The 13,052-nt window shown below is 61.1% G+C and carries 14 protein-coding genes and 4 tRNA genes; 14 read left to right on the top strand and 4 right to left on the bottom strand.

Going from position 1 to position 13,052, the window contains the following annotated elements:
- Nucleotides 1-18: 18 nt before the first annotated feature.
- The 7 genes from BLW22_RS19620 to BLW22_RS19590 all read left to right on the top strand — a co-directional run bounded on the left by BLW22_RS19620 (nucleotide 19) and on the right by BLW22_RS19590 (nucleotide 4,672).
- Nucleotides 19-576: a CvpA family protein gene (locus tag BLW22_RS19620; RefSeq protein WP_003192538.1), complete on the top strand. Its 558-nt coding sequence runs from the start codon at nucleotides 19-21 to the stop codon at nucleotides 574-576.
- Nucleotides 577-617: 41 nt separating this feature from the next.
- The gene (gene purF / locus BLW22_RS19615; protein ID WP_027604079.1) at nucleotides 618-2,123 is read left to right on the top strand and encodes an amidophosphoribosyltransferase; all 1,506 of its coding nucleotides are present in this window, start codon (nucleotides 618-620) and stop codon (nucleotides 2,121-2,123) included.
- Nucleotides 2,124-2,188: 65 nt separating this feature from the next.
- Nucleotides 2,189-3,400 (top strand): O-succinylhomoserine sulfhydrylase, encoded by a 1,212-nt coding sequence (locus tag BLW22_RS19610; protein ID WP_074847318.1) that lies wholly within the window; start codon nucleotides 2,189-2,191, stop codon nucleotides 3,398-3,400.
- Nucleotides 3,401-3,411: 11 nt separating this feature from the next.
- Nucleotides 3,412-4,176 carry an SDR family oxidoreductase gene (locus BLW22_RS19605; RefSeq protein WP_027604081.1) on the top strand — a complete coding sequence of 255 codons (765 nt, stop codon included), beginning with the start codon at nucleotides 3,412-3,414 and terminating at the stop codon, nucleotides 4,174-4,176.
- A gap of 107 nt (nucleotides 4,177-4,283) precedes the next feature.
- Nucleotides 4,284-4,359, top strand: a tRNA-Val gene (locus BLW22_RS19600).
- 55 nt (nucleotides 4,360-4,414) lie between these two features.
- A tRNA-Asp gene (locus BLW22_RS19595) sits at nucleotides 4,415-4,491 on the top strand.
- 104 nt (nucleotides 4,492-4,595) lie between these two features.
- Nucleotides 4,596-4,672, top strand: a tRNA-Asp gene (locus BLW22_RS19590).
- Nucleotides 4,673-4,830: 158 nt separating this feature from the next.
- On the opposite strand, the gene BLW22_RS19585 is transcribed toward BLW22_RS19590, so the two are convergent.
- Complete coding sequence (locus tag BLW22_RS19585; protein WP_074847317.1) at nucleotides 4,831-6,114, bottom strand: NAD(P)/FAD-dependent oxidoreductase; 1,284 nt, start codon at nucleotides 6,112-6,114, stop codon at nucleotides 4,831-4,833.
- A gap of 184 nt (nucleotides 6,115-6,298) precedes the next feature.
- On the opposite strand from BLW22_RS19585, the gene BLW22_RS19580 reads away from it, so the two are divergent.
- Nucleotides 6,299-6,375, top strand: a tRNA-Val gene (locus BLW22_RS19580).
- A gap of 164 nt (nucleotides 6,376-6,539) precedes the next feature.
- On the top strand, nucleotides 6,540-6,980 hold the full coding sequence (locus tag BLW22_RS19575; protein WP_065948011.1) for a hypothetical protein: 441 nt from the start codon (nucleotides 6,540-6,542) through the stop codon (nucleotides 6,978-6,980).
- Nucleotides 6,981-7,010: 30 nt separating this feature from the next.
- Here BLW22_RS19575 and BLW22_RS19570 read toward each other — a convergent pair whose 3' ends face one another.
- Nucleotides 7,011-8,441 carry a DHA2 family efflux MFS transporter permease subunit gene (locus BLW22_RS19570; protein WP_074847316.1) on the bottom strand — a complete coding sequence of 477 codons (1,431 nt, stop codon included), beginning with the start codon at nucleotides 8,439-8,441 and terminating at the stop codon, nucleotides 7,011-7,013.
- A gap of 349 nt (nucleotides 8,442-8,790) precedes the next feature.
- Between BLW22_RS19570 and BLW22_RS19565 the strand changes: the two genes are divergently transcribed.
- The 5 genes from BLW22_RS19565 (at nucleotide 8,791) to BLW22_RS19545 (ending at nucleotide 12,387) form a co-directional block, all read left to right on the top strand.
- The gene (locus tag BLW22_RS19565; protein WP_065927249.1) at nucleotides 8,791-9,507 is read left to right on the top strand and encodes a DUF969 domain-containing protein; all 717 of its coding nucleotides are present in this window, start codon (nucleotides 8,791-8,793) and stop codon (nucleotides 9,505-9,507) included.
- A complete protein-coding gene (locus BLW22_RS19560) occupies nucleotides 9,504-10,454 on the top strand; it encodes a DUF979 domain-containing protein (protein WP_065948012.1) in 951 nt (316 codons plus the stop codon). Before BLW22_RS19565 ends, BLW22_RS19560 begins: the two co-directional genes overlap by 4 nt.
- Nucleotides 10,455-10,461: 7 nt before the next feature.
- The gene (gene pcp / locus BLW22_RS19555; RefSeq protein ID WP_065927251.1) at nucleotides 10,462-11,067 is read left to right on the top strand and encodes a pyroglutamyl-peptidase I; all 606 of its coding nucleotides are present in this window, start codon (nucleotides 10,462-10,464) and stop codon (nucleotides 11,065-11,067) included.
- Nucleotides 11,068-11,129: 62 nt separating this feature from the next.
- Complete coding sequence (locus BLW22_RS19550) at nucleotides 11,130-11,576, top strand: anti-virulence regulator CigR family protein (protein WP_074847315.1); 447 nt, start codon at nucleotides 11,130-11,132, stop codon at nucleotides 11,574-11,576.
- A gap of 133 nt (nucleotides 11,577-11,709) precedes the next feature.
- Nucleotides 11,710-12,387, top strand: coding sequence for an HAD-IA family hydrolase (locus BLW22_RS19545; protein WP_065948013.1), 678 nt, complete (start codon nucleotides 11,710-11,712; stop codon nucleotides 12,385-12,387).
- Between the two features lie 19 nt (nucleotides 12,388-12,406).
- Here the strand turns inward: BLW22_RS19545 and BLW22_RS19540 are convergent, their stop codons facing one another.
- Nucleotides 12,407-12,703, bottom strand: coding sequence for a hypothetical protein (locus tag BLW22_RS19540; protein WP_027604093.1), 297 nt, complete (start codon nucleotides 12,701-12,703; stop codon nucleotides 12,407-12,409).
- A 101-nt stretch (nucleotides 12,704-12,804) separates the two neighbouring features.
- A complete protein-coding gene (locus BLW22_RS19535; protein WP_027604094.1) occupies nucleotides 12,805-13,050 on the bottom strand; it encodes a hypothetical protein in 246 nt (81 codons plus the stop codon).
- Between the last annotated feature and the right edge of the window lie 2 nt (nucleotides 13,051-13,052).

Here is a 13,052-nt window from a genome sequence, read left to right as displayed (position 1 = left end):
CCGTCCGTAGGCTCAAACGTGCCATTTACCTGGGTTGACTGGGCGATCGTTGCAATCGTCGCCATCTCCGCTTTGATCAGTCTAAGCCGCGGCTTCGTAAAAGAAGCACTGTCGTTGCTGACCTGGATCATCGCAGGAGTCGTAGCCTGGATGTTCGGCGGTTCGTTGTCGGTCTACCTGGCCGGATACATCGAGACACCTTCGGCTCGCGTCATCGCGGGCTGCGCCATCATGTTCATCGCCACGCTGCTGGTGGGGGCAATGGTCAATTATCTTATTGGCGAGTTGATACGTGTCACCGGCCTCTCCGGGACCGATCGATTTCTCGGCATGGCCTTCGGTGCCGCGCGTGGTGCGTTGCTGGTGGTCGTGGCGGTCGGGCTGTTGAGCCTGGGGCCGGTACAGCAGGATTCGTGGTGGCAGGAGTCGGTACTCGTGCCAAAATTTCTATTGGTTGCAGATTGGTCCAAGAACCTCATATTGGGGTGGAGCAGTCAGTGGCTGGCCAGCGGAATCAGCGTACCCGCTGATCTTCCGTTCAAGGAACACCTCTTGCCGGCCAAAACGCCGCAGTAAGTTGTGTTCAGTCAAGATTCATTAAGTAGGGGTTGCGTCGCATGTGTGGCATCGTCGGTATCGTCGGTAAGTCGAACGTCAATCAGGCGCTGTATGACGCGCTAACCGTCCTCCAGCACCGCGGCCAGGACGCTGCCGGTATTGTGACCAGCCACGACGGCCGGTTATTCCTGCGCAAGGACAATGGCCTGGTACGTGACGTGTTCCATCAGCGTCACATGCAGCGCCTCGTCGGGCACATGGGCATTGGCCATGTGCGTTACCCGACCGCCGGTAGCTCGACGTCGGCCGAAGCTCAGCCGTTCTACGTCAACTCGCCTTACGGCATTACCCTGGCGCATAACGGTAACCTGACCAACGTTGAGCAACTGGCCAAGGAGATTTACGAATCTGACCTGCGCCACGTCAACACCAGCTCAGACTCGGAAGTGCTGCTCAACGTGTTCGCCCACGAGCTGGCCCAGCGCGGCAAGCTGCAGCCGACCGAAGAAGATGTGTTCGCCGCCGTGATCGACGTGCATAACCGTTGCGTCGGCGGTTATGCCGTCGTTGCGATGATCACCGGCTACGGCATCGTCGGCTTCCGTGACCCCCACGGTATTCGTCCGATCGTGTTCGGCCAGCGTCACACCGACGAAGGCGTCGAGTACATGATCGCGTCCGAAAGCGTGTCCCTGGACGTGCTGGGCTTCACTCTGATCCGCGACCTCGCGCCGGGCGAAGCGGTGTACATCACCGAAGACGGCAAACTGCACACCCGTCAGTGCGCTGTCGCGCCGAAACTCACCCCGTGCATCTTCGAACACGTCTACCTGGCGCGTCCGGATTCGATCATCGATGGTGTGTCGGTGTACAAGGCGCGCCTGCGCATGGGCGAGAAGCTGGCCGACAAGATCCTGCGCGAGCGTCCCGAGCACGACATCGACGTGGTGATCCCGATCCCGGACACCAGCCGTACTGCTGCGCTGGAATTGGCCAACCACCTGGGCGTCAAGTTCCGCGAAGGCTTCGTGAAGAACCGTTACATCGGTCGCACCTTCATCATGCCGGGCCAGGCGGCCCGCAAGAAGTCGGTGCGCCAGAAGCTCAACGCCATCGAACTGGAATTTCGCGGCAAGAACGTGATGCTGGTGGACGACTCCATCGTACGCGGCACCACCTGCAAGCAAATCATCCAGATGGCCCGTGAGGCCGGTGCGAAGAACGTGTACTTCTGTTCCGCAGCGCCTGCCGTGCGTTACCCGAACGTGTACGGTATCGACATGCCGAGCGCCCACGAACTGATCGCCCACAACCGCACGACCCAGGACGTGGCCGACCTGATCGGCGCCGATTGGCTGATCTACCAGGACCTGCCGGACCTGATCGAAGCGGTCGGCGGTGGCAAGATCAAGATCGAGCAGTTCGACTGCGCCGTGTTCGACGGCAAGTACGTGACCGGTGACGTCGACGAGGCCTACCTGAACAAGATCGAGCAGGCGCGTAACGACTCGTCGAAGATCAAGACCCAGGCGGTCAGCGCGATCATCGATCTGTACAACAACTGAGTAGACACCGGCCCTGAGGGGCCGGTTTTGTATCTTAAATAAAGAATTGAGTAAGGAGTCGCAGCATGAGTCAGGAATGGGATGCCGGTCGCTTGGACAGCGACCTCGATGGCGTAGCTTTCGATACCCTGGCTGTGCGCGCCGGCCAGCACCGTACCCCGGAAGGTGAGCACGGTGACCCGATGTTCTTCACCTCCAGCTACGTGTTCCGCACAGCGGCCGACGCCGCGGCGCGCTTTGCTGGCGAAGTGCCGGGTAACGTTTATTCCCGCTACACCAACCCGACTGTGCGCGCGTTCGAAGAGCGTATTGCGGCCCTGGAAGGCGCAGAGCAGGCGGTGGCAACGGCCACCGGCATGGCGGCGATCCTGGCGGTGGTGATGAGCCTGTGCAGTGCCGGCGACCACGTGCTGGTGTCGCGCAGCGTGTTCGGTTCGACCATCAGCCTGTTCGAGAAGTATTTCAAGCGCTTCGGTATCGAAGTGGACTACGTGCCCTTGGCGGATCTGTCCAGGTGGGGTGCGGCAATCAAGTCCAACACCAAGCTGCTGTTCGTCGAGTCGCCGTCCAATCCGTTGGCCGAGTTGGTGGATATCGCCGCGTTGTCCGAAGTGGCTCACGCCAAAGGCGCGATGCTGGTGGTCGACAACTGTTTCTGCACGCCTGCCTTGCAGCAGCCGCTGAAGCTGGGCGCGGACATTGTGGTGCACTCGGCCACCAAGTTTATCGATGGCCAGGGCCGTTGCATGGGCGGCGTGGTTGCCGGTCGCAGCGAGCAGATGAAGGAGGTGGTGGGCTTCCTGCGCACCGCCGGCCCGACCCTGAGCCCGTTCAACGCCTGGATCTTCCTCAAGGGCCTGGAAACCCTCAGCCTGCGCATGAAGGCCCATTGCGCCAACGCCCAGGCCCTGGCCGAGTGGCTGGAGCAGCAGGACGGTATCGAAAAAGTGCATTACGCCGGCCTCAAGAGCCACCCGCAGCACGCGTTGGCCCAGCGCCAGCAACGTGGTTTCGGCGCCGTGGTAAGTTTCGAAGTGAAGGGCGGCAAAGAGGGCGCCTGGCGCTTTATCGATGCGACGCGCCTGATCTCCATCACGGCCAACCTGGGCGACAGCAAGACCACCATTACCCATCCGAGCACCACGTCCCACGGACGCCTGGCGCCGCAGGAGCGTGAGGCGGCCGGTATCCGGGACAGCCTGATCCGCATCGCGGTCGGCCTGGAAGATGTCACGGATCTGCAGGCTGACCTGGCTCGCGGGCTGGCTGCCTTGTGATCGAGTGGTCCCTGGAGGCCGCGGCGGCCAGTAATGGGCGCGTCGCCCTGGTGACGGGCGCGGCGCGGGGTATTGGTCTCGGGATTGCGGCGTGGCTGATCAGCGAAGGCTGGCAGGTGGTCTTGACCGACCTCGACCGCGAGCGCGGTTCCAAGGTGTCCAAGGTGCTGGGCGAAAACGCCTGGTTTATCACCATGGACGTGGCTGACGAGAAACAGGTGGCCCAGGGGGTCGCCGAAGTCCTGGGGCAATTCGGTCGCCTGGACGCGTTGGTCTGTAACGCTGCGGTGGCCGACCCGCACAACATCACCCTGGAAAGCCTTGACCTGGCTTACTGGAATCGCGTGCTGGCCGTTAACCTCAGTGGGCCGATGTTGCTGGCCAAGCACTGTGCGCCTTACCTGCGTGCCCACGGCGGCGCCATCGTCAACCTGGCGTCGACCCGGGCTCGTCAGTCGGAGCCGGATACCGAGGCTTATGCGGCGAGCAAGGGTGGCCTGTTGGCCCTTACTCACGCCTTGGCGATCAGCCTCGGGCCGGAAGTGCGGGTGAATGCGGTCAGTCCTGGCTGGATTGATGCCCGTGATCCAGCTGCGCGGCGTGCCGAGCCTTTGACCGATGCCGATCATGCCCAGCATCCGGCGGGCAGGGTGGGTACGGTAGAGGACGTGGCAGCGATGGTGGCGTGGTTGCTGTCGCGCCAGGCCGGGTTTGTCACCGGGCAAGAGTTTGTGGTGGACGGTGGCATGAGCAAGAAGATGATTTACAGCGAGTAGGGCGGGTAGCCGTCTTGAAGCCATTTTGTCTTTTTCAGAAAAACTTCAAGCAGGCTATTGACTTAGGTCCGCTATCTGCGTAAATTTCGCGGCCTCAACGAAGCAAAGGGTGATTAGCTCAGCTGGGAGAGCATCTGCCTTACAAGCAGAGGGTCGGCGGTTCGATCCCGTCATCACCCACCACTTCTTGAGAGTTTTGCCTTCGGGCAGGACGCAACGTTAAAGGTTGCACCGACGCGCAGCGGTAGTTCAGTCGGTTAGAATACCGGCCTGTCACGCCGGGGGTCGCGGGTTCGAGTCCCGTCCGCTGCGCCATATTTTCCAGGTTCGATTTATCGGGCTTGAGGTTGAACAGCCAAGCTGATCAATCAGATGTTCAAAGACGGTTGAGGCGGTTTGCTCAGCCGGTCAAGCGATACGCAGCGGTAGTTCAGTCGGTTAGAATACCGGCCTGTCACGCCGGGGGTCGCGGGTTCGAGTCCCGTCCGCTGCGCCATATCTGCCTCAAGGCCCGCTGAACGCCTTGAAGCACAAAGAAAGCCACTGGCTACTTTGATCCGATAGCAAAGACCCTGGTCGAAAGACCGGGGTTTTTTGTGTCTGCAATTTGGCAATTTTTTTGCGGGAGCCGGCGAACCGGCCCCCATTGATTTGTCAGAAGCCCAGCTTATCCCGCAGCCCGTAGTACCAAGCTCCCAGTGCCGCAAACGGTGTGCGCAACAGTTGCCCGCCCGGGAATGGGTAGTGCGGCAGGTCGGCAAACGCATCGAAGCGCTCTGCCTGGCCTCTCAGCGCTTCCGCCAGCACCTTGCCCGCCAGGTGGGTGTACGTCACGCCATGGCCGCTGCAGCCTTGTGAGTAGTAGATGTTGTCGCCCAGGCGACCAACCTGCGGCAAGCGCGACAGGGTCAGCAGGAAGTTGCCGGTCCAGGCGTAGTCGATCTTCACATCCTTGAGTTGCGGGAAGGCCTTGAGCATCTTCGGGCGGATGATTGCTTCGATGTTCGCCGGGTCGCGCGCGCCATACACCACGCCGCCGCCGAAGATCAGGCGCTTGTCACTGGTGAGGCGATAGTAGTCGAGCAGGTAGTTGCAGTCCTCTACGCAGTAATCCTGCGGCAGGAGTGTCCTGGCCAGCTCATCCCCGAGTGGCGCCGTCGTGATCACCTGGGTGCCACAGGGCATCGACTTGGCCGCCAGCTCCGGCACCAGGTTGCCCAGGTAGGCATTGCCCGCGACGATGATGAACTTGGCCCTGACTTTACCTTCTGCCGTATGGATCACCGGGTTGGCGCCACGCTCGATGCGCACCGCCGCCGATTGTTCGTAGATCGTCCCGCCCAGAGACTCCACGGCGGCGGCTTCACCGAGTGCCAGGTTGAGTGGGTGGATATGGCCGCCACTCATGTCCAGCAGTCCGCCGACATAGTTGTCACAGGCCACGACCTCGCGAATGCGGCGCTCATCCAGCAACTCCAGCTGTGTATGGCCGTAGCGCTCCCACAAGCGCTTCTGCGACTCCAGATGGCCCATGTGCTTGCTGTTGAGTGCCGCGAACACGCCGCCGTCCTTCAGGTCGCACTGGATCTGGTATTTGGCCACACGCTCGCGAATGATCCTGCCACCCTCGAACGCCATCTGCCCCAGCAACTGCGCCTGTTGCGGGCCGACGCTGCGCTCGATCACATCAATGTCACGGCTGTAGCTGTTGACGATCTGTCCACCATTGCGGCCCGACGCACCAAAACCCACCTTGGCGGCTTCCAGTACCGTCACGCGAAAACCGTTCTCCAGCAGAAACAGCGCGCTGGATAGGCCGGTATAGCCGGCGCCAATCACGCACACATCGGTTTCGACGTCGCCTTGCAACATTGGGCGTGGCGGAACTGCATTTGCGGAAGCGGCGTAATACGACTGGGGGTAGGGGGTGTTCGCCATCCTGGAACCTCTGTTTTATATTTTTTACGAGTGCCCTGATCCTACCTGAGTTGAAAATTGCCTGCCAGCCACCCCAAAAAGTGCGGTGCGCCGGCTGCAAATAAATAATTCGCATATTCATAGGGTTAGCTGCAAAAAAGATGTTGACACCCCTCCGGAATTCCGTAGAATGCCGCCTCACAGCAGGCACGTAGCTCAGTTGGTTAGAGCACCACCTTGACATGGTGGGGGTCGTTGGTTCGAGTCCAATCGCGCCTACCAAACAAAATCCGCTCTGCTGGGCGGTCTAGAAGGGCTCACCGAAAGGTGGGCCCTTTTTTGTTCATGCGATTTATTACTACCCGAAAATCTTCCCACCCCCCGCCTAAAGTAATCGACACCCAGGCCGATAGAGATCGCAAATCTCTTACTCTCGGACACTTGGCATGCTTATCAACATCAGCACTACCGCCTCCGTAGCAAGCACTCCAAGCACTGTCAGCTCGACGGCTGCCGCGACCAAGGAAAGCACAAGCAGCGCAGGCGGCACGACCGTCAACATGCACGCTGATTCCAATGGTGCGGCAGGTGTAAGTGGCGGTGGCGGTGGCCAAGCCTCCTCGCTCTCGAAGGAGTCCGATACCGTCAAAGAGTTGAAGAAGCAGATCGAGCAGTTGCAAAAGCAGCTTCAAGCGCAGCAGCAAGCCTTGCAGAAAGCTCAGTCCAGCAACCAGAGTGCAGAAGCCAAAGCGGCGGCAGTAGCGGCGGCGCAGATGCAGATCGCCGGCACTGCGGCGGCGTTGCAGACAGTGACTTCCGCACTGTTGCAGGCAGTCACCGATGAGGGCAACAGCACGTCGGGTTCGATGGTTAGTACCACCGCCTGATACTGGCAACAGTGTGTTGAGTCGCAGCCTTCACTGTCGATTCAACACACTTTCTCCCGCTCCCACCGTCAAGCGATACACATCCACCAGCGCCCACGCTCCCAGCAGCGCCACGCCGACGAACGCCACGCGAAAATCCCCGACCTGTGCCTGCATCTCATGCCCCTGCAGGGTCATGGATGCTCGTAGCAGCAGCGCCGCCACCGTTACGCCCATCCCCATGGCCAGCTGGAATGACATGCTGAACAGTGCCGAGGCCTCACTCATGCGCGGTTTGGGCACATCCGCGAAGCCGATCGAGTTGTAGCAGGTGAACTGCATCGAGCGGGACAACCCTCCCACAAATAACACGGCCGCGATCAGCACAAATGGGGTCTGCACCGTGAAAAGCGCGCAAGCGGCTATCGACACCACGCCGATTATCCCGTTCACCAGCAAGACCCGGCGAAACCCATAGCGGCGCATGATGGCCGTGGTGAACGGCTTCATCGCCAGATTGCCAGCGAATACCGCCAGCACCAGCAAGCCTGCGTCCACCGGGGACAAGCCAAAGGCGACTTGAAACAGCAGCGGCAGCAGGAACGGCAGGGCGCTGATGGCCAGGCGAAACAGCGAGCCGCCATAGATGCTCACACGAAATGTATCGATGGACAGGGTCTCGAGCGGCAATAACGGGTCGCTGGCATGGCGGCAATGGTGCACGGCCCACACTGCCAGCGCGATGCCTGCCGCGACCAGCACGGCGCCTGGAATAAGGCGTTCACCGGTCTGGTTACCCAGCCATTCCAGCCCGCCCAGCAGGGCCACACAGGCGCCTGCCAGCAGTACAAAACCCTTGGCATCGAACTGGCGCACGCTGGCTTCACGGTCTTCCGGTACAAGCCATAGTGCGGCGGCCAATGCCAGCGCACCCAGCGGCAGATTCACGTAGAAGATCCATGGCCACGATGCATGCGTCACGATCAAGCCGCCGACCAGCGGCCCCAGAATCGGCGCGACCAGGCCGGGCCAGGTAATGATCGCGATCATTTTCACCAAGTCTTTCTTATCCGTATTACGCAGCACGGCCAGGCGCCCCACGGGCACCATCAATGCGCCGCCGATGCCCTGCAGGACGCGGGCGAACACGAACATCTCGATACTTTGGCTGAGCCCGCAGAGCAGCGAAGCGAGGGTGAACAGGGTGATTGCGCCAGCGAATACCCGGCGCGCACCAAAGCGGTCGGCGACCCAGCTGGACAGCGGTATGAAGATCGCCACGGCGAGGATATAGGCAGTGATGCCGATGTTCATGTCGACCGGTGTCACGCCAAAGGCCGATGCCATGGTTGGCAGCGCGGTGGCGATAACCGTGGCGTCGAGGTTCTCCATGAAGAAGGTCACGGCGACCACCAGGGCGATCAGACTGGTTTGTAGGCTGAGGCGGTTTTGCGCGGCGGAATCTGGAGTGGCTGAGCTCACCGGTGCTGCCCTTTTTCAGTGAACGGTTTGATGAAGAAGGCCGACCAACTGCCTGATGCGCCGCGCACGATAAACGGGCGGCGTTAAGATGAGCGAATCCTTCATGGTTTGTCCACGTCTTGTTACTTGTGGACTACTCAATTACCCACAAAATTTATTGGTTTGCAGCAACAATTTTTCTTGTTGGACACCTCCCGCTCCCAGGCAGCACAGTTGCCGCCACTGACGCTCGCCCTGACGGGCCAACAATAAAAAAACCGAGCCGACTGCACGCCACTTCCTGCTGTGAACCCTTTGTTCACATCCTGCTGTAATGGCGCCGCAGCGCGCACTTAAGGACCTCTCCGCCATGCAAACTGTTGTGAACTTATGGCCGTTGATCGGCGTACTTGTGATCGTGGTTGGCTTTGTTTTGCGTTTCAATCCGCTGTTGGTGGTCACCGCCGCAGCTATCGCCACCGGGCTCGCTGCCCACTTCCCGCTGGAGAAAATCCTCGCCACTATGGGGGATGGTTTCCTACAGACTCGCGCCCTGCAATTGATCCTGTTGTTGCCCCTCGCCGTCATCGGTTTGCTGGAGCGCCACGGCTTGCGCCTGCACGCGCAGAACTGGATTGCGCGGTTTGAGCGCGCCACGGTCGGACGCCTGCTGATCATCTATCTGTTTGTACGCGAATCCACTGCAGCCATGGGCTTGACCAGCCTCGGCGGACACCCGCAGATGGTGCGCCCGCTACTGGCCCCGATGGCCGAAGGCGCGGCGGAAAAGCGCTACGGCAAACTGCCGGACAAACTGCGTCACAAGGTGTTGGCCATGTGCGCCGCCACCGATAACGTCGGCCTGTTTTTTGGTGAGGACATCTTCGTCGCCTTTGGTGCGATTGCGTTGATGCATACCTTCCTGCTCGGTTCGGGGATTGATGTGGAGCCGCTGCACATTGCGGTGTGGGGTATTCCTACGGCGATTTGCGCCTTTATCATTCACGCGCTCCGACTTCATCGGTTTGACCGAAGACTGACCCGCGAGATGACGACCGCCGCGACCCCTGTGGAGGCCGCGCTATGATCATCTCTATCCAATACCTGTACTGGCTCGCCGGGGTCCTGCTGCTGATCACCGCCGGCATGATCCTGTTGGATCGAACCCATCCCAAGCGCTGGTCCAGCGCACTGTTCTGGCTGCTGTTCGCCATCCCGTTCCTGGTGGGGGAGCGCCTGCCCTCGGTGGTGGTCGGTGCGGGAGTGGTGGTGATGGCGCTGATCGCCGGCCTGGGCGGCGTCGGCCGTGGCACCCATGCTGAGTTGCATGACAAGGCTTCGCGCGCCAGTGCCGGCCGCCTCGGGCACAAGCTGTTTATCCCGGCGCTGGCGATCCCCCTGACCACCGTGATCGGTTCGGTCTTGCTCAAGCACACCCAGATTGGCGGGGTACCGCTGCTGGATCCGAAAAACACCACCTTCGTGTCCCTCGGCATCGGCTGCCTGATCGCCCTCGGCCTGGCGTGCTGGCTGACCCGTGATACCCCGGTGCAAGCCTTGCGCGAATCCCGGCGACTCACCGAGGCCCTGGGCTGGGCCATGGTGCTGCCGCAGATGCTGGCGATGCTTGGCCTGCTGTTCAATGAAGCCGGTGTCGGCACGGCTGTCGCCCATGTCACCACCACCTACATCAACCTGGATTTCAAGTTGGTGGCGGTCATGGTGTACGTGTTGGGCATGGCGCTGTTTACGGTGATCATGGGCAATGGCTTCGCGGCGTTCCCGGTGATGACCGGGGGCGTCGGCGTGCCGGTGCTGGTGGGTATCTACGGCGGTAACCCGGCGGTGATGGCCGCCATCGGTATGTTCTCCGGCTACTGCGGTACGCTGATGACGCCGATGGCGGCCAACTTCAATATCGTGCCGGCGGCGTTGCTGGAGTTGCCGGACAAGAACGCGGTGATCAAGGCGCAACTGCCGACCGCGTTGATGATGCTGGTGGTCAATATTGTCCTGCTTTATGTGTTGATGTGAGGCGACGATGCGAACTGTATTGCTGACGGGGTTCGAGCCCTTTGATCAAGACCTGGTGAATCCTTCCTGGGAAGCGGTGCGCCAGTTGGATGGCGTGCAACTCGACGATGATGTGCGCATTGTTGCGCGCCGATTGCCCTGTGCGTTTGCCACGGCGGGTGAATGCCTGCTCCAACTGATCAGTGAACTGCGTCCGGCGATGGTCATCGCCACTGGGTTGGCCCCCGGGCGCAGCGAAATATCCATCGAGCGGGTGGCGATCAACGTCAACGATGCACGCATCCCCGATAATCTGGGGGAGCAGCCCATCGACACGGCGGTGGTGGTCGGCGGCCCGGCGGCGTACTTTTCGACGCTGCCGATCAAGGCCATGGCCAGGGCGGTGCGCGAGGCAGGGATTGCGGTGTCGGTATCGCAGACGGCGGGCACATTCGTGTGCAACCAGGTGTTCTACCGCTTGCAGCACGAACTCGCGGGCACCGGTGTACGCAGTGGTTTTATCCACGTGCCGAACCAGCTGGGAGCGGGCCTGGTCGATGGGCTGCGCACCGCGGTGTCGACGGCGTGGAATACCCCGGTGGATGTGCTGGAAGTGGGCGGTCAGGTGAGTTGACTTCCCACGGGTGCGATAACCTCGACTACAGTTCAGCTACATTCCTGTGTTGGATAATCGCCATGATCAAGTGCCCGAAATTCGTGTCTGTTGCGCTTTCGCTTGTGTTGTTTGCCGCTGGCGGTATGGCCCTGGCTGATCCAGGCAATGGCAAGGGGCAAGGCAACGATAAAGGCAATGGTCACGGCGGACAGGGGTATGACAAGCCCAAGGGCAAGGGTGCAGCAGGCAGTCGCGGCCCCAGTGTAGACCGTGGCAGCGTGCTGAATGTGTTGGGCGGTTATCGCGACTACTGGAGCCCGGGGCCCGCCTTGCCGCCTGGCATCCAGAAGAACCTGGCCCGCGGCAAGCCGCTGCCGCCGGGCATTGCCAAGAAACTGGACGGGCGTTTGTTGGGCCGCTTGCCCCATTACGATGGGTACGAGTGGCAGCAGGCGGGCACCGACTTGATACTGGTGGCCATCGCGACGGGCATCATCTACGAAGTCCTCAATGGCGCCCTCGATTGAGCTGGCGGTGTCGCCCGCATGGCGCTCGACGCCGCCGTGTTATTGCCGGCGTCGTTGGCGTTTACAAGCCGCCAGGTGATCCGTAGATTGCATTGCGTCGATTATTCGTTTCAGCTCACGAGGAAACCCCGCAGTGTCCATCCGAGGTTCAGCCGTATTTACCCGCCCTTACCGCGCCTTTCTGTTCGATATGGATGGGACTCTGCTCAATTCGATTGCCGCCGCCGAGCGGGTATGGAGCATCTGGGCTGAACGCCATGGGCTGGAGGTGGCGACGTTCCTGGCCACCATCCATGGCGCCCGGGCGATCGACACCATCACGCGCCAGGCCTTGCCCGGCGTCGACCCGGAGGTTGAAGCGCAGTGGATTACCGAGGCTGAAATCAATGATGTGCAAGGTGTCGTTGCGATTGCCGGTGCCGTCGAGTTTCTGAACCGCTTGCCCGGCGATCAGTGGGCGCTGGTCACCTCTGCACCCAGGGAACTGGCGTTGCGTCGACTGCAAGCGGCAGGTATTACACCGCCAGCGGTGCTGGTCACGGCTGAAGACGTGGCTATCGGCAAGCCGAACCCTGCCTGTTATGTGCTCGGTGCGCAGCGCCTGGGGGTGTCGACGCAGGATTGCCTGGTGTTTGAGGATGCGACGGTGGGGATCCGTGCAGGGGAGGCGGCTGGCGCGGATGTGATGGTCGTGACCTCGACGCACCTCAAGCCCATGGCGACGGAGCATCCTTCGATCGATGGGTATGAACAGCTGCAGGTGCAACGCAGCGCTGATGGCTTGCTGTACTTGGCGCGCGCGACGGGCTGACGCAGCAAGGCCGAGCCGGCTACCGGACTCGGCCTGTTTCGCGGGTGGCTGGATCAGGCGACGCCTGCATTCGATCACTGCGCATGCCTTGGCGTGACAGCACCATCTCCCTGAGAATCTCGTTGGCGAGCCGGGCAATCGCTTCGGCACCGCGATAATGCGCGCGCACGATTCCGGTGATTGCGAAGTGGTCGGTCTCCGGACCGCTGAGCACGGCCGAGAGGGTGCCGTCGGCGTGCAGCGTACAGGTGACCGTGTAGCTGGGCAGGCGGGCTGCCAATTCAGATTCGATTTGGGTTTTAGTGAGCGTGTCCATCTGTACCGGCACCTTCTACTGACTGTGCAAACACACCCAAGGATAGGTCCTGCTGCGAGGCTGTAAATACCAGCGATCTGAAAGCGAATCGGGGGTGGGCGTCAGCGTACGGTTTTGCGCACGATGCGTTGGCACAACTTGCGCTGCACGGCCATCTGGATGGGCTTGAGGCAGAACATGAACAGGTAGCCACACAGCAGGAGTACCAGGTCCAGCCGCGAACGGGGCGCTTCGGCGCCCTCTATTTCAAGCTTCAGGCCATATTCCAAGCCGACAAAGACCAGCCCCGTCAGCAGGGCGATCATCCAGGATCTGGAGAAAAATGGCTGGGCATTGCCTGGCAGCATCG

It is taken from the genome of Pseudomonas marginalis (genome assembly GCF_900105325.1).
Taxonomy (GTDB): Bacteria; Pseudomonadota; Gammaproteobacteria; order Pseudomonadales; family Pseudomonadaceae; genus Aquipseudomonas; species Aquipseudomonas marginalis.
Note: the sequence above shows the minus strand (reverse complement) of the source record. Positions and strands in the feature narration are given on the sequence as shown.